Annotated in this window: 16 protein-coding genes; 10 read left to right on the plus strand and 6 right to left on the minus strand. The window is 62.2% G+C overall.

Going from position 1 to position 18,270, the window contains the following annotated elements; translation table 11 throughout:
• Positions 1-72 precede the first annotated feature (72 nt).
• The 4 genes from HMPREF3171_RS08945 (at position 73) to HMPREF3171_RS08960 (ending at position 4,787) form a co-directional block, all read left to right on the plus strand.
• Positions 73-1,434 (plus strand): SLC5/6 family protein, encoded by a 1,362-nt coding sequence (locus HMPREF3171_RS08945; protein ID WP_070484560.1) that lies wholly within the window; start codon positions 73-75, stop codon positions 1,432-1,434.
• Between the two features lie 144 nt (positions 1,435-1,578).
• Positions 1,579-2,820, plus strand: a complete 1,242-nt coding sequence (locus tag HMPREF3171_RS08950; RefSeq protein ID WP_083292039.1) for an inorganic phosphate transporter — start codon at positions 1,579-1,581, stop codon at positions 2,818-2,820.
• Between the two features lie 13 nt (positions 2,821-2,833).
• Entirely contained in the window at positions 2,834-3,091 is a 258-nt protein-coding gene (locus HMPREF3171_RS08955; protein WP_070422082.1) for a hypothetical protein, read from the plus strand.
• 430 nt (positions 3,092-3,521) lie between these two features.
• On the plus strand, positions 3,522-4,787 hold the full coding sequence (locus HMPREF3171_RS08960; RefSeq protein WP_070484563.1) for an amino acid permease: 1,266 nt from the start codon (positions 3,522-3,524) through the stop codon (positions 4,785-4,787).
• A 133-nt stretch (positions 4,788-4,920) separates the two neighbouring features.
• Here HMPREF3171_RS08960 and HMPREF3171_RS08965 read toward each other — a convergent pair whose 3' ends face one another.
• Both HMPREF3171_RS08965 and HMPREF3171_RS08970 read right to left on the minus strand, forming a co-directional pair.
• On the minus strand, positions 4,921-5,388 hold the full coding sequence (locus tag HMPREF3171_RS08965; RefSeq protein WP_070484567.1) for a hypothetical protein: 468 nt from the start codon (positions 5,386-5,388) through the stop codon (positions 4,921-4,923).
• Positions 5,389-5,641: 253 nt separating this feature from the next.
• The gene (locus HMPREF3171_RS08970) at positions 5,642-6,097 is read right to left on the minus strand and encodes a hypothetical protein (RefSeq protein ID WP_070484570.1); all 456 of its coding nucleotides are present in this window, start codon (positions 6,095-6,097) and stop codon (positions 5,642-5,644) included.
• Positions 6,098-6,361: 264 nt separating this feature from the next.
• Here HMPREF3171_RS08970 and HMPREF3171_RS08975 point away from each other — a divergent pair, with 264 nt between their 5' ends.
• From HMPREF3171_RS08975 to HMPREF3171_RS08985, 3 genes are all read left to right on the plus strand, one after another.
• On the plus strand, positions 6,362-8,098 hold the full coding sequence (locus tag HMPREF3171_RS08975) for an ATP-binding protein (protein WP_070484573.1): 1,737 nt from the start codon (positions 6,362-6,364) through the stop codon (positions 8,096-8,098).
• A 213-nt stretch (positions 8,099-8,311) separates the two neighbouring features.
• On the plus strand, positions 8,312-11,146 hold the full coding sequence (leuS, locus tag HMPREF3171_RS08980) for a leucine--tRNA ligase (RefSeq protein ID WP_070484575.1): 2,835 nt from the start codon (positions 8,312-8,314) through the stop codon (positions 11,144-11,146).
• A 489-nt stretch (positions 11,147-11,635) separates the two neighbouring features.
• Positions 11,636-12,688, plus strand: a complete 1,053-nt coding sequence (locus HMPREF3171_RS08985; RefSeq protein ID WP_070484578.1) for a DUF2189 domain-containing protein — start codon at positions 11,636-11,638, stop codon at positions 12,686-12,688.
• Here HMPREF3171_RS08985 and HMPREF3171_RS08990 read toward each other — a convergent pair.
• Entirely contained in the window at positions 12,678-13,613 is a 936-nt protein-coding gene (locus HMPREF3171_RS08990) for an acrylyl-CoA reductase family protein (protein ID WP_070484581.1), read from the minus strand. The two genes, HMPREF3171_RS08985 and HMPREF3171_RS08990, sit on opposite strands and share 11 nt — an antisense overlap.
• 35 nt (positions 13,614-13,648) lie before the next feature.
• Between HMPREF3171_RS08990 and HMPREF3171_RS08995 the strand changes: the two genes are divergently transcribed.
• From HMPREF3171_RS08995 to HMPREF3171_RS09005, 3 genes are read left to right on the plus strand one after another with little or no spacing between them, the layout of a single operon-like run.
• Entirely contained in the window at positions 13,649-14,140 is a 492-nt protein-coding gene (locus HMPREF3171_RS08995; protein ID WP_070484589.1) for a VanZ family protein, read from the plus strand.
• Positions 14,137-14,499 (plus strand): YidH family protein, encoded by a 363-nt coding sequence (locus HMPREF3171_RS09000; protein ID WP_070452871.1) that lies wholly within the window; start codon positions 14,137-14,139, stop codon positions 14,497-14,499. Before HMPREF3171_RS08995 ends, HMPREF3171_RS09000 begins: the two co-directional genes overlap by 4 nt.
• Positions 14,496-14,813, plus strand: coding sequence for a DUF202 domain-containing protein (locus tag HMPREF3171_RS09005; protein WP_224213344.1), 318 nt, complete (start codon positions 14,496-14,498; stop codon positions 14,811-14,813). The genes HMPREF3171_RS09000 and HMPREF3171_RS09005 overlap by 4 nt, the downstream gene beginning before the upstream one ends.
• A gap of 36 nt (positions 14,814-14,849) precedes the next feature.
• Here the strand turns inward: HMPREF3171_RS09005 and HMPREF3171_RS09010 are convergent, their stop codons facing one another.
• The 3 genes from HMPREF3171_RS09010 to HMPREF3171_RS09020 form a co-directional block, all read right to left on the minus strand.
• Positions 14,850-16,163 (minus strand): IS1096 element passenger TnpR family protein, encoded by a 1,314-nt coding sequence (locus tag HMPREF3171_RS09010; protein WP_070484583.1) that lies wholly within the window; start codon positions 16,161-16,163, stop codon positions 14,850-14,852.
• Positions 16,164-16,186: 23 nt separating this feature from the next.
• Positions 16,187-17,611 carry a C4-dicarboxylate transporter DcuC gene (dcuC, locus tag HMPREF3171_RS09015; RefSeq protein ID WP_070422071.1) on the minus strand — a complete coding sequence of 475 codons (1,425 nt, stop codon included), beginning with the start codon at positions 17,609-17,611 and terminating at the stop codon, positions 16,187-16,189.
• 76 nt (positions 17,612-17,687) lie between these two features.
• Positions 17,688-18,230 carry a pirin-like C-terminal cupin domain-containing protein gene (locus HMPREF3171_RS09020; protein ID WP_070484586.1) on the minus strand — a complete coding sequence of 181 codons (543 nt, stop codon included), beginning with the start codon at positions 18,228-18,230 and terminating at the stop codon, positions 17,688-17,690.
• Positions 18,231-18,270 lie beyond the last annotated feature (40 nt).

Genomic DNA, 18,270 nt, shown 5'->3' on the forward strand with positions numbered 1-18,270 from the left:
ACCACCGACAACCCCACCGCACAAAAACACGCAGCGTGCCGGACGCAGACAACGTCTGTACCGTAATTCTTTATGACAAAACCGGAGCTGCCGGAGCAGTACAGCGATGAACACCTGGAACTCGCGCGTGACGAGTTCGACGCGGAGAACCTCACCGACGCGGATATCGACCAGATCAAGGAGCAGCGTGAGGGCGACGAACCAGACGGTTCGTTTATGCGTTGGGTGATCACGCTCTTCGGTACCGGCGTGGGTGCGGGCATCCTGTTCTTGCCGATTAATGCGGGGAGTTTCGGGTTCTGGCCGTTGGTCGTCGCTACGTTGCTGATTGCTCCGATGGTGTTTTTCTCGCATCGGACGTATGCGCGCATTGTTTCGGCGTCGCCGGTGAAGGGCCTGGATGTGCTGCAGGTGATCACGGCGCTGACGGGCCGCAAGCGGGGGTTCGCATCGGCGGTGCTGTATTGGCTGGGGGTTTATCCCACGGGGTTGATTTATGGCATTTCGATTACGAACACGCTGGACAGTTTCATCGTCAACCAGTTCGGCGGGGAGCACATGAGTCGCTGGCTCTTAGCGACGATCTCCGTCGGCATCATGACGGGTGCCTACGCGTTGGGCAAGAAAATCACGCTGTGGATCGCGAATGCACTGGTGTATCCGCTGATCATTGCGCTTGCGACGGTGTCGTTGTATCTGATTCCGCGGTGGGACTTTGCCAGTTTCCGTGGCTACGAGTCGGATGTTCCGGTGTGGCAGGGCCTGCTGCTGATTCTGCCGGTGTTGGTGTTTTCGTTCAGCCACATGGCGGCGTTGAGCCAGTTTGCGTTGGATGTGCAGAAGAAGAAGGACGGTGATGTGGAGGCCGTCGAGCGTGAGGTGTCCAAGGTGGAGTTGGTCACGGCGCTGATGCTGGTGGCGTTCACCATGTTTTTCGTGTGGTCGTGCGCGTTGGCCCTCGGCGCGGAGGGTATGGATGCGGCGCGCGAGCAGAATGTGCCGGTGCTGTCGTATCTGGCCAATGAGACGGATACGCCGTTCATGGCGTGGATGAGCCCGATCATTGCCATCGCTGCGATTGTCACGTCGTACTTCGGTCACCTCCTGGGTACGGAGGAGGGCACCGGCTATCTCGTGCGCGTGGTCGCGCCGGGCTTTGCGTCTCGCGTATCGACGACCACCCTGCGCTGGTCCGTCAACATCTTCGTCTTTGTCACTGCGGTGTTGGTGGCGGTGGCGAACCCGTCGATTCTGGACATGATTTCGGTGGTCGGCGGTATTTTCGTTGCGTTCTTGGTCTACATCATGCCGGTGTTGCTGTTCCATAAGGCGGTGGCGTTTAAGCACTACGCGCGTCGCCCGGACACGATCTTTGTGCTCGTGGTGGGGTTGGTGATCATGGGTGTCACTGTGTGGAACATTGTGGCCGGCTAACTACCCCCAGAAGGTGAACGCTAGGTGCCGTAGGCCGGAAACCCCCAGGTAAAGCAAAGTAGCACCAAAGGGCTTGGTGAACAGGAGGTTAATGGCGCGACCGTGAGTTTCTTAAGTGCTAATTAGGGCGCATAATGCCAGGATGTGAGCATCACTATCCTCCTCGTCCTAATTATTGTTGTGGCGCTGTTTTTTGATTTCACGAACGGCTTCCATGACACCGCGAATGCGATGGCGACGTCGATTGCTACTGGCGCGTTGAAGCCGAAGACGGCTGTGGCGTTGGCTGGCATTTTGAACCTCATCGGCGCGTTCTTGTCGGTGGCGGTGGCAAAGACCGTAGCCAACGGCATTGTGAAGCTAGACGTGTTTGACCTCAGCGACACGGTTGAGTCGGAGCGGCTCCTGCTGGTCGTGTTCGCGGGCCTGACGGGCGCCATTCTGTGGAATTTGTTTACGTGGCTGTACGGCATCCCGTCGTCGTCGTCACACGCGCTGTTCGGCGGCCTGATTGGCGCGGCGATCGCGGCGATTGGCTGGCAGGGCGTCGTGTGGGGCGGCGTGCTGCACAAGATCATCCTGCCGGCGTTGTTTGCGCCGTTCGTGGCTGGTCTCGTCGCAATGATTGGCACCTGGCTGGTGTACCGCCTGACGTCGAATGCGGAGAAGGAGCACCGCGACAATTACTTCCGTTGGGGCCAGATTGGTACGGCGTCGCTGGTGGCGTTGGCGCACGGTACGTCGGATGCTCAGAAGACGATGGGTGTGATCTTCCTGGCTATGGTGGCCGCGGGTCAGTTTGATTCGGATCACACGATGCCGTTTTGGATCCAGGCGTCCTGTGCGCTCGCCATCGCGATTGGCACCTACTCGGGTGGTTTCCGCGTGATCCGCACCCTGGGCAAGGGTCTGGGGGAGATTCACCCGCCGCAGGGTATGGCTGCGGAGACGTCGTCGGCGGCGATCATTCTGACGTCGTCGCACTTGGGCATGGCCTTGTCGACGACCCACGTCGCCACCGGTTCCATCATGGGCTCCGGCCTGACGGGCCCGAAGGGCGAGGTGCGCTGGGGCGTTGCCGGCCGCATGGCCATCGCGTGGATCACCACCCTGCCGATCGCCGCGTTCGTCGCGTTTGTCACCTGGTGGGCGGCCCGTTGGGTCTCGGACTTTGGCGGCGACCTCGTGTGGGGCGGCATCATGCTGACTGTGCTGTTGGTGCTCGGCGGCGGTTACATGTTCATCGTGGCGCAGCGCGAGCCGGTGCACCGCGACAATGTCAACGATGACTGGGAGAGCGATTCGCTTATCGACGAACCCACCACCCCCCACCGCGGCGAACCCGCCCATATCGTGGATACGACCCGCGGCCTGGACCACCAGTAAAGAGGTATAGGTCATGCTTGAAATTCTGAAGTCTCTGTTGATGGTGCTCGGCACCGGCTTGCTGCTCGGCGCTGGCCTGCCGGCGTTGTTCTCGTTGAGCATCCACTTCCTGTCGCCTGAGGAGGACGGCACGGCACCCGTGGGTGCGCGCCGGGTGATCGGCTGGGTGTTTCTGGCTGTGGTGCTGGTGGCGGTGGTGGCAGCGATTCTGTTGATCGCTCGCGAGCGCATTGAGTACTTCACCGGATGGGACCCGTATCCGTTCCTCTAGTCACATGCGTCACATTAATTTTTAGTGTGTATGCAGGGATTATTCGCAAGGGCCAATCGTTGGTGTTGACAAACTATTTGGCCCGGCCTAGGGTTGCCTCAAGATGAACGGAAGGTGAACAACCTTCACGCTTTGAAAGGAGGTGAACCCGCATGATGAACCTGTTCGACCAGATTCGCGCGTGGTTCCGCGATGAGGACCGTGGCCTTGCCACGCACATCGACGTGTCCCCGCTGGCAGTCCTCCCCCGTGCATAAGCGGTAAACGGCATGTACGCCCGCGTCCCCGAGGTTTGGGGCCGCGGGCGTTTTCGTCGATAAGCAAGGGCGTGGTCTATGATCCGTGTGGCGTATGACACCCCCTAGCGAGGAAGGCGACATTGACCACACCAGCGCGTGAATTTAACTTAGACCATCTGACAGATGCGGACATGCGGCAAATCAAGGCCGAACGTGCCGCTGACGCGCCCGACGGCAGCACCCTGTCCTGGGCGATCACCCTGTTCGGTACCGCAGTCGGTGCGGGCATTCTGTTCCTGCCTATCGACGCCGGATCGTTCGGCATCCTCCCCCTCATCTTCATCTCGCTGCTGGCGCTGCCGATGGTGTTCATGTCGCACCGCACCTACTCGCGCATCGTGTCGGCCTCCCCGGTGAAGGGCCTCGACGTCCTGCAGGTGGTTACCGCCCTGTCCGGCCGCACCCGTGGCCTGATGACGGGCCTGATGTACTGGCTGTCCATCTACCCCATCGTGTTGATCTACGGCGTGAGTATCACCAACACGATGGACAGCTTCCTGGTCAACCAACTCGGCGGACCGCAGCTGCCGCGTTGGGTCCTGGCGGCGCTGTGCGTGGGTGTGCTCACCGGCGCCTACGCCATGGGCAAGAAGGCGACCCTGGCGTTTGCCAACATCCTGGTCTACCCGCTGATCATCGCGCTCGCGGCCGTGTCCATCTACCTCATCCCCCAGTGGGACCTGGCCAGCTTCCGCTCCTACCAGTCCGACACCCCAACCTGGCAGGCGCTGCTGCTGATCCTGCCGGTCTTCGTGTTCTCCTTTAGCCACATGCCGGCGATCTCCCAGGCGGCCCTCGACGCGCAGAAGCGTTTCGATGGCGACGAGAAGGCCACCGAAAAGCTCGTCTCCAAGATCGAAGCCATCTCCGCGATCATGCTCGTCGGCTTCACCATGTTCTTCGTCTGGTCCTGCAGCCTCGCACTTGGTGCCGACGGCATGGACGCCGCCCGCGAAGCGAACATCCCGGTCCTGTCCTACCTGGCCAACGAAACCCACGCGCCGTTCCTGGCGGTGCTCTCCCCCATCGTCGCCCTGTGTGCGATCGCGTCGTCCTACTTCGGCCACGTCATGGGTGCCGAGGAAGGCACCACCTACCTCGTGCGCGCCGTCGCCCCGGAGTTTGCAAACCGCGTCAGCCCCAAGGCCATGCGCTGGGGCATCTACGTCTTCGTGTTCGTCACCACCGTTGCTGCAGCCGTGGTCAACCCGTCCATCCTGGACCTGATCTCCGTCGTCGGCGGCGTATTCATCACCTTCCTGGTGTACATCGTGCCCATGCTGCTCTTCCGCAACGCCAAGGCCTTCCACCGCTTTGCCAACAAACCCGAAACGATCTTCGTGTTCGTCCTCGGCGTGATCATCATGGGCGTCGCCATCTGGCAGATGTTTATGTGACGCGCGCAGGGTCCGCACGGGGGTTGCGGACTCCGCATTGCGGACAATTGGGCTCGCGCCAACCGTTGGTATGTGCCAACGAAAAAAGCCGCTCCGGTCGTAGCCGGAGCGGCTTTGGTGTTCTAAGGCGAAATTAGAACGGCAGGAACTGCTGGATCATCGGGCCGACGACCGGGGCGAGAACGCCACCGATCAGGACCAGAGCGGAGATGACGGTGCCTGCGATGATGCCGGCCTTCTCGCTGTCAGTGATCGGCTGGGACTTGAAAGTCTCGCCCTGGGCGCAAGCGCGGAGTGCAGCGAGGTTATTTGCGTCATTGACGGAGGTCTCGTCGGAGGAGCCGAAAGCCTCGCCAATCTTGGAGGAGGTCTGGGCGGAGTCGATAAGGTTATTGGCCTTATCCGAGTCCAGGAGCTTCTTAACCTTGACCGGGTCCTTGAGACCGTTCGTGTATTCGATGTTGGACGGCTTGTCAAAGGTCATGTTGCAGGCGTTGCGGCCCTGGACCTTGGTCATCGTGTTGGACGCAGCGTTGGCGTCAACAGCGCCGAGGGAAAGGGCCATGGTTGCTGCCAGGGTGGCTGCGGCGATCTTCTTCACAGAGAAACTCCAATTCTTGGACAGGGGAAAAACAGATTCCACTTATGAAGATATTCCCATGTGTGGCGGGTGACAATTACGGTCGCCGAAAGGGAATTTCGTCACCCCTGTTCGGGGCACTGCAGGCACCGTAGGTGTCACGGGCGTTGCGGACTCCGCATTGCGGACAACTGGGGGCCCACCAACTATCGGCGCCGGGCAACGAAAAAGCGGCCGTTCGGTGAGGAACGGCCGCTTGGTGTCGTCGCAAAGATTAGCGCGGGAGGAACTGCTGGATCATCGGGCCGACGAACGGCGATGCCAGACCAGCGATTGCCAAGATCACAGCGAGCACGGTGGAGCCGATGATGGCAGCCTTCTTGCCCGCGGTCATATCGGCGGTCTTGTAGTCCACGCCCTTCTTGCAGGCGTCGATAGCCTCGAGGTTGTTAGCGCCGTTGATGAGCTCCTGGTCGGAGGAGCCAAAAGCCTGGCCGAGGTCAGCGCTGGTGCGCACCAGGCCGTTCGTATTGTCCGGGAGGATGTCCTTGACCTTTTCGTCAACCTTGGCCGGTGCGACCTCGATCTTGTTCTTCTGGCCATCGAGGGTCAGAACGCAGACGCGGTCGTCGCCCGTGCCGCGCATCTCGTTGGTTGCGGCGTTGGCCTGAACAGTGCCGAGGGAAAGGGTCATGGTTGCTGCCAGGGTGGCTGCGGCGATCTTCTTCACGGGAGCTCCAAGTCTTAGAGGGGAGTTATGAACAGCTATCAATATAGCCAGTTGTCGTTATTAATTTGTAATGTAGGGACATTTTGGGGCGAATAAATGCGCAGGAAACAATTCCGAAAGATATAGAAAGATATCGGAACAATTCTCGGACCTGGGGAAACTTCGGTAGATGCCCGCCCGCAAGCCCGCTATATCTTTTCTATATCTTTCAAACCCTAAAAACGGGCGAGAAAACAATTCCCTGGGGAAATGTACAATCGCACCATGGTTACAGAATCTGCCTGGGATGATCTTCTCCCAAACGTGCGTGATGCGCTTCAGGCGATCAATGACGGGGCAACGGCGGACTCGCAGGAGTCGCTCATCTTGGAGTTCAAGGAGGACCCCGCTGCTCGAGGGGGAGGACAGGCGGAGAGGGAGCGGTTCGTCGACAAGTTGGTGGATGAGGCCGTCTGCATGGCGAACGGGGAAGCAGCCATGGGGTACATCGTGGTGGGTGTCGCCGACAAGGTTCCCGGGAGGGAAGCGTTTACGGGTACCAAACTGGATGAAGAAAAGATCACTCACCGGATCTTCGTCAAGACCAATCCCAACATGAACGTCCAGGTCACGACGTTGGATGCGTGGGGCGCAAGGCTCGTTGTTATTCACGTCCCTGAAGCGCGGGCGTTGTACACGCGTAGCGACGGCGCCGCGAAGAAACGCACCGCAGACGGCCAATTCTCCTGCAAGGAGATCACGGAAGAGGAGCGACGCGCTATCGACGCGGCACGTCGCAACCCGGACTACTCAAACGGACCAGCCGATATCTCGATAGACGACTTGCCGTTAGCGGTAGTTGACGAGGCACGCAGGATGCTCCGCCAACACCGCAGGACACGCGGCCTCGATGCTGCCGTCCCTCAGACCACAACGGGACTGTTGCGGGAACTTGGGCTTTTGCGTGACGACGGCAAACTTAAACGTGCCGGCGGAATTCTCCTGGCCAGTCCAGGGCCAACGGACGTGGTTGTGCGCCACCTTTGGCGGACGTTGCCGGGTGAGGAACCCCGGGCGACGTTGATTTCAGACCCGGTCCTGCTGGCACTGCCCCGCCTTCGCCGACTGATCACCGAAAACGGTGACACTGAGATTGAACGGGTCCAGTTTGACGACGGTGAAGAAGTTGCCATCAGCCGTTTTCCGGAACAAGCGGTTGATGAAGTTGTTGCGAATGCATTCATTCACCGCGACTGGCGACTGCCCGGCCCGGTGGTTGTCGAGCAGTCCAATCGAACGCTTAAAGTCACCTCCCCTGGCCCACTCCCGCCAGGTGTGACCCGGGACAAACTCCTATCTACGTCCTCGGTTCCGCGGAACAACCGGCTGATGGCGACAATGCGCACGCTGGGGTTGGCGGAAGAAAGCTCTCGTGGTTTTGACCGTATGTGGGCGACCATGCTCCGAACCGGACGCAGTGAGCCGGAGGTTATCGCAACCGATGTGAGCGTCCAAGTGATTCTGGCTGCACAAAAACCGGACGTGGACTTCATCAAGGGGCTGAGGCGGCTGTCGAAGCGTTACGGGGAGGTTGTCGTCGATAGTGTGGCGTCCTTGATTGTGTTGTGGCACCTCAACTCCGCAGCACTCATCACGGCAACGACCGCAGTGCAGAAAACCCAGCTCACATCGCTTGAGGTCAGGGAGCTCATGGACGACCTCGTGGACCGCGGCCTCCTCGATTCCGTAGCCGACGCAAACGAATGGACACTCAGCGGCGAGGCTCGGAAACTTCTCAACTTGGGCCAGGCCGGTGAACTGGCAACGGTAAGCATTCAGGAATGGATCGAAGCAAAGCTTCTCGACGGCGAAACCCTCCGGTCCGCCGACATCGCCGATCAAACTGGCGTCAGCGTTGCAGAGGCGGGCAGAATCCTGCGACACCTTCGAAGCCTCGGTAGGGCAAGGATTGATCCGGAAGGTCCCCCTCGTGGCCGCGGCACCCGCTGGATTCGCGCGTAAATACGCGCAGAAAACAATTCCGAAAGATATAGAAAGATATCGAAACAATTCGCTGACCTGCGGCAACTGGCAAAACGGCTCGTCCAAAAGCCCGCTATATCTTTTCTATATCTTTCACATCCCAAAAACGACCCCGAAAACAATTCCCTGGGGAAATGGCGTTCGGGGCGGAGGTCGCAGATAAGCAATGCCTGTTCACTACACTGCATAACCATGACTGAGGCGACCCCGCACCGCTATACGGCCGAGCTGGCCAATGAGATCGAGAAGAAGTGGCAGGCGTACTGGCGTGACAACCACACGTTTTACGCACCGAACCCGGTTGGTGATCTTGCTCCGCAAAGCCAGACCGAGCTGCCCAAGGACAAACTCAACGTTCAGGACATGTTCCCCTACCCATCGGGTGCGGGGCTGCACGTCGGCCACCCGCTGAGTTACATCGCCACGGATGTGTACGCGCGCTACAACCGCATGCTGGGCAAGAACGTGCTGCACACACTGGGTTATGACGCGTTTGGTCTGCCGGCAGAGCAGTACGCCATCCAGACCGGCACCCACCCGCGCACGACCACTGAGGCGAACATTGCCAACATGCGCCGCCAGCTGGCCATGTTGGGCCTCGGCCACGACCCGCGCCGCTCCGTTGCCACCACGGACCCGGAGTTTTATCGCTGGACGCAGTGGATCTTCCTGCAGATCTACAACGCCTGGTTCGACGAGGAGCAGCAGAAGGCCCGCCCGATCGAGGACCTCGTGCGCGACCTCATGTCCGGCGCTCGCCAGACCAAGGACGGCCGCAACTTCCGCGACCTGACCACCGAGGAGAAGCACAAGGCTATCGACGAGTTCCGCCTCGTCTACCTCTCCGACTCCATGGTCAACTGGTGCCCGGGCCTGGGCACCGTGCTGGCGAATGAGGAAGTCACCGCCGAGGGCCGTTCCGAGCGCGGCAACTACCCGGTCTTCCGTAAGCGCCTGCGCCAGTGGATGATGCGCATCACGGACTACTCCGACCGTCTGCTCGACGACCTTGACCTGCTCGAATGGCCGGAAAAGGTCAAGAGCATGCAGCGCAACTGGATCGGCCGGTCCCGCGGCGCAGAGGTCGTGTTCGAATCGCCCGCCGGCGACATCACCGTCTTCACCACCCGCCCCGACACCCTGTTCGGAGCGTCCTACGTGGTGCTCGCGCCCGAGCATTCGCTTGTCGACGACCTCGTGGCCGACTCCTACCCCACCGACGTCGACACCCGCTGGACCAACGGCGAAGCCACCCCGCGCGAAGCCGTCGACGCGTACCTGCGCTCCATCGCCGCCAAGTCTGATGTGGAACGCCAGGAAAACAAGGAAAAGACCGGCGTGTTCCTGGGCACCTACGCGGTCAACCCGGTCAACGGCGAGCAGGTCCCGATCTTCATCGCCGACTACGTGCTCACCGGCTACGGCACCGGCGCCATCATGGCGGTCCCGGCCCACGACGAGCGCGACTACGAGTTCGCCACCGTCTTCGGCCTGCCGATTACGCCTGTTCTCGACGGCGACGTGTCCGAAGCCGCCTTCACCGGCGACGCCACCCACATCAACTCCGCCAACGAATCCGGCCTGGACCTCAACGGTATGGGCAAGGAAGAGGCGATTGAAGCGGCCCTGGGGTGGGTCGTCGATAAGCAAAAGGGCTCCGAGAAAATCCAGTACAAACTGCGCGACTGGCTGTTCGCCCGCCAGCGCTACTGGGGCGAGCCATTCCCCATCGTGTACGACGAAAACGGCCAGGCGCACGGCCTGCCCGAGGACATGCTGCCCGTCGAATTGCCGCAGGTAGAGGACTACAACCCCGTCGCCTTCGACCCCGAAGACGCCGACTCCGAACCCGCCCCGCCGCTGGCCAAGGCCACCGACTGGGTCGAGGTCGAACTGGACCTGGGCCACGGCAAGCAGAAGTACTGGCGCGACACCAACGTCATGCCACAGTGGGCCGGCTCCTCCTGGTACCAACTGCGCTACATCGACCCGACCAACACGGATGCGCTGGTGGACATTGAGAACGAGCGCTACTGGACCGGCCCGCGCCCCGAGGAGCACGGCGCCAACGACCCCGGCGGCGTTGACCTGTACGTCGGCGGCGTCGAACACGCCGTGCTGCACCTGCTCTACGCGCGCTTCTGGCACAAGGTGCTTTACGACCTCGGCTTTGTCACCTCCAAGGAGCCCTACCGCCGCCTGTTCAACCAGGGTTACATCCAGGCCTACGCCTACACCGACTCCCGCGGCGTCTACGTCCCCGCGGCCGAGGTCGAGGAGAAGGACGGCAAGTTCTTCTACCAGGGCGAAGAGGTCAACCGCGAATACGGCAAGATGGGCAAGTCTCTGAAGAACTCCGTCGCACCCGACGAGGTTGTCGAGGACTACGGCGCTGACACCCTGCGCGTTTACGAAATGTCCATGGGCCCGCTCGACACCTCCCGCCCGTGGGCGACCAAGGACGTCGTCGGCGCACAACGCTTCCTGCAGCGCCTCTGGCGCCTGGTCGTGGATGAGGCCACCGGCGAGGTCACCGTGGTGGACGCTTCGTTGACGGAAGACGACCTCAAAGCCCTCCACCGCACCATCGCCGGCGTACGCGACGACTACGCCCACCTTCGCGACAACACCGTCGCCGCGAAACTCATCGAGTACGTCAACTACCTGACCAAGACCTACCCGTCGGGTGCGCCTCGCGACGCCGTCGAGCCGCTGGTCCAGATGGTCTCGCCGCTGGCCCCGCACATCGCCGAAGAACTCTGGTCCCTGCTCGGCCACCCCGAGACCATCACGTTCGAGCCGTTCCCGGAGTTCGCCGAGCAATGGCTTACCGACGACACCGTCGAGGTCCCCGTCCAAATCAACGGCAAAGTCAAGGCCCGCATCGACGTGGCCACCGACGCCTCTAAGGACGACCTCGAAGCCGCCGCCCTTGCCGACGACCGCGTCGCCGCCTTGGTGGACGGCAAGACCGTAGTCAAGGTGATCGCGATCCCTGGCCGCATGGTCAACCTCGTGGTCAAGTAGGGGTTCTGCTCGGGTTCTGCTGCCCTACCCTTTCTCATACCCTTCCCAAAAAAGTTCCCCGGATTCGGTCGAACCGGGGAACTTTTTTGTGCCCTGCCCGATCTGTCCTGGGCGTAGTGAATTTTCTTCTCCCGCCGGACGAAGAAAGTTCCCCGCCCGGGAACTATTTTGCCGGTGATGCCCAAAATGCCCGGCCTGCCTCACCCCGGGCGCCCCGCCGCCTCACCCCGACCCGCGGGCCCGGCCGCCTCACCCCGACCCGCGGGCCCGGCCCCACCGCCCCCCACCGCCCCGTCCGGCTGACAGATCACGGCGGAATCTGTCAGGCGTCGGTAAACGTGCAGGTCAGAAAACGTTCCTGACAGATTTTGCAAAGTTTGTCAGGAGGCGGCCCGGGCAGCGCCAACGTTCCGGCCCGGCGTCCCACCGCGCAGGGTTGTTAAACTCGGCTGGGCAAAACTGATACCTATCCGATGAAGGAATACATCAATGTCCACTCCGAACAATGACGGCTTCGAGCCGTATCCGCAGCATCCGCAAGGAAGCCACCCGGAGAACGACGGGGGTTACCCGAGCTACGACAGTTACGCCGACCCCGCCGACGCCGGCAACTACGCCGACCAAGCCGGCAACTACCAAAACGGCTACAGCGACTACAGCGCGTTTGAGGTCAATTCGGCGGCGTCGATGGCGGGCAACACGGCGTTGCGGTTCCATGGCCAGCAGTTGACGGACAACGTTCCGGGCGATGGTGTGAGCCCGCACCCGATTAACGACCCGGCGAATAACGGCTGGTCGCATGTGAAGGGCACTGGCAAGCTGAACATTTTGGAGGCGATCGGCTGGGGCTTCAAGACCGTGTTTGGCAACCCGAAGCTGTGGTTGCCGCTTGGCGTGGTGTACCTGCTGCTGAGCGTGGCGGTGCGGTTTGTGCCGACGGTGGGCACCTGGATTCAGGTGGGCGGCACGACGGTGTTCGGCCCGTGGATGATTGGTGCGGCGTTGCAGGCGACGCTGGCGCGCAACCTGAACTTCGGGGATGTGAAGTCGCCGACGTTTGGTAAGACGCTGGGCATGTCGGTGTTGTTGTCGGTCATCGCCATGCTTGGCATGACGGTGCTGCTGACGGCGCTGGGCATTGGTGCGTTTTCGGCGATCGATCCGACGATGATCCCGGAGAACCCGGAGGCGATCATGGATGACCCGGAGACGTTCTTTGCGGTGATGGGCCCGGTGATGGCGGCATTCGGCATTGGTTTGGTGGTGATGCTGCTGATCAGCCCGCTGTTTATGCTGCAGCCGTGGTTCGCGGGTGACAACAATGGCACGTTTGGCCAGGCGTTCACCGGCGGTTTCAAGGCGGGTGCGCGTAATTATGGCCGTCTGTTGGGCTTCGCGGTGTTGGCTGGTTTGATCAACCTCATTGGTGCGATCCCGTTTGGTCTTGGTTTGATTGTGACCCTGCCGGCGACGATGCTCGCGTTGGCGTACGCCTACCGGCAGATTTCGGCTGGTCCGGTGCCGCAGGAGCCTACAGCTTAACGACGACCCTTCCACCGCCCCGGCCCTCCAACAGGGCCTGGCCGGCTTCGATGACGCCATCCAATCCGATTGTTTCGGTGCGGATGGCGTTTGTGTTGAGGGAGGTGTCGAGGAGTGCCCAGGCTTCGTCGCGAAGGTCGTTGGGGGTGTCGACGGAGTTCACACCGACCAGTTGGACACCGCGCAGGATGAACGGCAGGACGGATGCGGGCAGGTCGTTGCCAGCGGCCATGCCGCATGCGGTGGCGACGCCGCCCCAGCGCAGTTGGGTGAGCGCATTGGCCAGGATGTCGGAGCCGACGGTGTCGATCACGCCGCCGAGGCGCGCCTTCTGCAGTGGTTTGCCTTTGCCGGTGAAGTCGGCGCGGTCGAGGATTTCGGTGGCGCCGAGTTCGCGCAGCCAGGTGCTGTGTTCGTCGATACGCCCGGTGAGCGCCCAGACCTCGTGGCCGCGCTCCGCGAGCAGCGACACGGCGATGGAACCGACGCCGCCGGTCGCCCCGGTGACCAGGATGGGGCCGTCCACGGAGTAGGAGGCGCGCTCGAACGCCGCGACGGAGAGTGCCGCGGTGTAGCCGGCGGTGCCGATGGCGGCGGCATCGTCGGCGGTGAAGCGGGATGGGACGCGGGTGATGTGGGTGTCGTCGATACGCACGCGCGGGGTGTAGCCGCCGTGACGGCGCTCCCCCAGCCCGCGGCCGTTCACCGTGACCAGCGTGCCGTCTTCGAGGGTGCCCACCGCGTCGATGCCGGGGACGCGCGGCAGTTCGCGCAGGACACCGCGGTTGCCGGACAGTGCCATTGCGTCTTTGTAGTTCAGCGACGAGTGCGAGACGTTGATCAGCGTGTCGCCTTCGCCGGCGTATTCATCGCGGGTTTCTACGATCTCGGGGCCATTGTCAGTAACCAGCAAGGTGCTATTCATGGTCGCCAGCCTAACATGCGTCTACCGTGGGGCGGGTGAATACGACCAGAAGTACACCGGCAACGGTCGCCGCGGCAGTGGTGACTGTCGTTGTCGTGCTTGCGTTTACGGTGGGTAAGGCGTTCGTGTCGATCCCGGGAGTGTGGGCGGCGGAGTCGCACCAGATCAGTCAGATCCGGCTGAATCCGTTGCAGACGTTCACGTATGCGCGGGGGTGGTGGGGTCCGTGGCTGAACTTGTTTGGCAACATTGCGCTGTTCATTCCGGTGGGGTTCGTGGCGTATCGGGGCTCGATCGTGAGGGCGCTCGCGGCAGGCACGCTGTTCAGCCTGGGCATCGAGACGGCGCAGTATCTGGGTGGGTGGGGGTATAGCGATACGGACGATGTCATCTGCAACGCGGCGGGTGCGTTGTTGGGGGCGGTGTGGGCGAGGGTGTCGTCGCAAAGCAATACTGTGTTGTGGGTGATCGCTGCGGTTGGGGTGGTTCTCCTGACGGTGTATGCGGCGCTAGGGTTGAGCGCATGAGTGAGCGTGGTTGGTTTACCCGACGGGTGTTTCCGGATGGCAACGAGCCGGATCCGCGTTTCACCTTGGCTAACGAGCGCACGTTCCTCGCGTGGACGCGTACTGCGCTCGCGTTTTTGGCGGGCGGGATTGCGTTGGAGGCGTTTGAGCTTCCGCGTATCGACGACACCGTGCGCTCCATCGCCGCCGCCACCATCATCGTGATCTCAATGGCTATTTCTGCAGGTGCTGCGGTGCGTTGGGTACGGATCGAACGCGCCTTGCGCCACGGCAAACCAATCCCGGCGCCGGCGATCGTGCCGATTTTGGGCATCGGTGTGTTCGTCGCCGCAGTGGTGGTCGGGGTGAGCCTGCTGTGAGCATCGTCGTTGCGGACCCCGGCCTGCAGCCGGAGCGCACCGCGATGAGCTGGACGCGCACCGGGCTGGCGATGCTGGTGTGCGCGGCGACGCTGCTGCGCTGGGCGGACGCTTACCCGGAACTGATCATGTTTGCGGTGTGCGCGTTGTCGCTTGGCGCGGTGGCGATCGGGCTGCTGAACCGCCGGCTGTACAGGCGCGACGCATTTGCTCTTGCCGACGAGCGCAGCGCCCCGAACACCGCCCCCATCGCCATTCTCACCGCGATGATGCTGGGCATTGCCGTGGTGGGGCTCTACCTGGTGCTCGCCTGAGTTAACCGGGCGGGGCCAACCGGGCGGGGTCTAGACCTAGCCTTCGTAGTAGGCGCGGTGGAGGTGCATCATGGCGCGGCCTTCGTCGGAAAGCCCGGAGCGGCCCGGTTCGTACTCTTCGACGACGCAGAAGCCGTAAAGCCACGGGATGTAGTCGTCGATGTCGGGGTTGGGCTGGGGCTCGCCGATGAACCAGTCGACGGTGGCGCGCCACAGGTCTGCGCCCATGACGGATTCGAAGAAGCGGCGCAGGTTGTCGGCGTTGGCGGCGACGGCGTCGTCGCTGCTGAGGAAGGTCAGGCCCGCTTTGGTGGGGGTGAGGATTTCGTGGCGCTTCTTTAACAGGCCGGCGTCGAGAAGAAAATCGACGACGGTACCCGGGAACGGCAGCGCTGTGATGTCGCGGATCTCGCGGGATACCTCGGGGGTTAGCTCGCCCACGTTGTAGGGCACGCTGGCGATGAACAGGCTGATCAGGTCGCCGAACACCAAGGTCAGGGAGTTGGGGGCTTCGAGGTCATCGGTGTCGTCGAGAAGCCCTTCGAGCCCTGGCAATCCAGCGAAGCCGGGCAGGCTGGCCAGTTCGGCGAGTTCGGGGAAATCGGTGCCTTCGCCGAGGACGGAGTTGAAGAAGTCGGTCACTGCCGAGATCATCGCCGGGTTGCGCTCCGGGTGGGGGTCCACGTCCAGGATTTCGCGCAGGCCGGGCTGGGAGTTGATGAAGTTGTCAAAGCGCTCCGCCAGGCCTAGACCCTCGGATTCGGCGGCGGCCATCTCGTCGAAAAACTGCTCCTCGGCGACGTTGGCCATGCGGGAGGCGACCGTGACCGGGTCGGCGAAGGTCAGCCGGTCCAGCATGCGCTCCGGCGGCATGACCGGCAGGAAGCTAAACAGCAAGGTGACGGTGTCCACGTCGGGTTCGATACCGGCGGCGAGCAGGCGGGCCTGGCGGCGGAACTCGGTCATCATGGCGGGGCCGTTGCAGGCTTCGATGACGTCGGGGCCGGCGGCGTCGACAAGCATCGGCGTTGGCGCATCGATGTGGGAGGGGCCGAGGACTTCGACGTGGATGGACCAGTCGGCCGCCGCGTCGTAAATGTAGGTCATCGGCTCCATCTCAGCGACCGTGATGGTGTCTTCGTGCTGCTCACCCGCACCGGGGCTTTCGGCGTATACCTCACGTTGCGTGCCGTGCTTGCCCACGAACAGGTGCGAGGACGCGCCGGAGAACCCGAGGGATGCGTCGATGACCTCGGCGAGCGCGCCGAGCGTCATGTCGGGGTCAACGTTGAAGCAACGTGAGATTTCCGGCGAAGAGTCTTCGACGGTGATCAGCACTGAGACAGTCATACCGGAAACAATACGGACTTTTGCTACACGACGAACAACAGCGCGCACACCACCGACGTGACCATGCCCGCTGCCAACGGCACGAGGGTGCGGCGCACCACGTCAACCGGGTTCACGTTCAGTGCGCCAGCGACGATGAGCACCGCAGCGTTGACCGGGGAAGCCTGGCGCATGGTGTTGGAGGCGGCCCAAATGGAGGTGAGCATCTGCGGGGCGGACACGGCGGAGTCTGCGGCGATGCCCGGCACCATTTCGGAGAACGCGAAGTACGGGGCCACGCCGGAGCCGGTGAGCATTGCCATGACAGAGGTGGCGATGACGAACACCAGCACCATCAGGATCGCAGCACCCGAGGACGCCTGGGCGAGACTGGTCAGGCCCTCGATAACGCCCATCTGGGTGATGCCTTCCACCAGGATGGCGGCGGCGACGATCAGCGACACCACGCCTGCGGCGCCCTCGCCGAGGCCCTTGAAGAAGTCCTGGAGGGAATCCGCGGCGTAGTTCACGTCGCGCAGACGGATCGCCTCGATGATCATGGTCAGCATGAGCGACACGACGGTCACGGGGAGAATGCCGGCCTCGAAACCGACGATGTCCAGGCGGTTCAGGATTGCGGAGACGATGATCAGCAGCAGCGGCATCAGCGGCAAGATGGCGTAGAAGCCCGGCAGGCCCTCGGCGCGCTCCATGGCTTCGTGGATGCGGCGGTCGGACTCTTCGTGCTTCGCGGCCTCCAGGTCAGCCTCGCCTGCGGCGGCACCGGCTTTGACCAGGTCCTTCTTGTCGCAGCGGTGCTGCCACCACATGTGCACAAACGCGATGACGATCAGGCCCGGGATGGTGGCCTTAGCCACGTTGCCAAAGGTGAACTCGGTGACCGTCATGCCGGTCAGGTCAGCGGCCTGAATCAGGCCCGCCTCCAGCGGGGACGGGGCAATAGTGGAGGCCGTAGCGACGATCGCACCCACCGTCAGCGGTGTGAGACCCGCAGCGATCAACGCCGGCATGAGCGTGGCCACGAGCAACAGCGCCAACGCACTGGCAGAGGGCACCACGAACGACAGCAGCGTCGCCACCAAGTAGCCGATGGGTACGAGCCAGTAGGAGCCGTTGAAGCGACGCAGCGGGCTGGAGAGCGCCACCACGGTTTTCGCGTCGGCGCCGATGTGGCGCATGTAGCCGACGAAACCGAACAGCACCATAATTGCCATGCCGGTGCCGGCGAAACGGGACTTGAACAGGGCCTCGATGATGAGCAACTCGTCGTAGAAGGCGTTGCCGGAAGATTCGAACTCGGTTGAGGCGTAGTCGATGCGGCCGGTTGCGGCGGCGATCATGAGCAGCAGCACACCGACTGCGAAAATGGCGGAGGCGGCGTGGACTTTTTTGTAAATGAAGTAGCCGACGGCAGCGACGGCCAAGACAGCAATCAGAATATATAGCACTATCCGATTATTGCGCTGTTACCGCATGTCTGCACGGTAAGTGGCCTATATGTGGGCAAGATCTCCCCGGTTCGTGTTACTCGGGAAGACCACCCAACACCAGCACGTGGGTGAAATGCTCGGAACGGTTCTCCAAACCGAGCGTGCGCTCACCCGGACCAATGAGCATGTGGGAGTGAGAGACCACCGAGGAGCGGTTGACCTCGATATCGCCGTCGCAGGCAATGATGGCGTACTCGAAGTCAGGGTTGAGCGTCATCGCAAGTTCAGCGTCCGTGGCAAGCGTCATCTGCGCTGCGACACACGGCGTGAGCGTCTCAATTTCTCCTTTGCGGCCGAACATTTCACCGATGAACACGTACGCCTCGCCGGCGGTTCGAGTGGTCACGGTACGCAGCGGAAACGCCTCAGGTTCGGCGATTTGCTGGCGGGCGGGCAACGCATCTGCCTCGATGAACATCTGCCCTTGAGGGCGGTCCAAATCGTCGCCGGTACGCAGCGAGCCGTTATGGCGCCAGGTCAGGCTGGCCAAGCCAACTGGCGCGTCATGCGGGCCGCTGAGCCCCAGTAAGCAGGTACTGGCGCGCCAGGGCCCAGTATGCAGCTCGATGAAAGTCATACGGGACACACTAGATGATGCGACGCTGCCGAGCTTGCTC

The sequence above is a fragment of the Corynebacterium sp. HMSC08F01 genome (genome assembly GCF_001807545.1).
In the GTDB taxonomy this organism is placed as follows: domain Bacteria; phylum Actinomycetota; class Actinomycetes; order Mycobacteriales; family Mycobacteriaceae; genus Corynebacterium; species Corynebacterium coyleae.

Excerpts from the sequence above, each read along its gene's own strand:
- HMPREF3171_RS08945 (WP_070484560.1), top strand. The coding sequence starts at position 73 with ATGACAAAACCGGAGCTGCCGGAGCAGTACAGCGATGAACACCTGGAA.
- HMPREF3171_RS08985 (WP_070484578.1), top strand. The coding sequence starts at position 11,636 with ATGTCCACTCCGAACAATGACGGCTTCGAGCCGTATCCGCAGCATCCG.
- HMPREF3171_RS08990 (WP_070484581.1), bottom strand. The coding sequence starts at position 13,613 with ATGAATAGCACCTTGCTGGTTACTGACAATGGCCCCGAGATCGTAGAA.
- leuS (WP_070484575.1), top strand. The coding sequence starts at position 8,312 with ATGACTGAGGCGACCCCGCACCGCTATACGGCCGAGCTGGCCAATGAG.
- HMPREF3171_RS08955 (WP_070422082.1), top strand. The coding sequence starts at position 2,834 with ATGCTTGAAATTCTGAAGTCTCTGTTGATGGTGCTCGGCACCGGCTTG.
- HMPREF3171_RS09000 (WP_070452871.1), top strand. The coding sequence starts at position 14,137 with ATGAGTGAGCGTGGTTGGTTTACCCGACGGGTGTTTCCGGATGGCAAC.
- HMPREF3171_RS09010 (WP_070484583.1), bottom strand. The coding sequence starts at position 16,163 with ATGACTGTCTCAGTGCTGATCACCGTCGAAGACTCTTCGCCGGAAATC.
- HMPREF3171_RS08960 (WP_070484563.1), top strand. The coding sequence starts at position 3,522 with ATGCGGCAAATCAAGGCCGAACGTGCCGCTGACGCGCCCGACGGCAGC.
- HMPREF3171_RS09020 (WP_070484586.1), bottom strand. The coding sequence starts at position 18,230 with ATGACTTTCATCGAGCTGCATACTGGGCCCTGGCGCGCCAGTACCTGC.
- HMPREF3171_RS08975 (WP_070484573.1), top strand. The coding sequence starts at position 6,362 with ATGGTTACAGAATCTGCCTGGGATGATCTTCTCCCAAACGTGCGTGAT.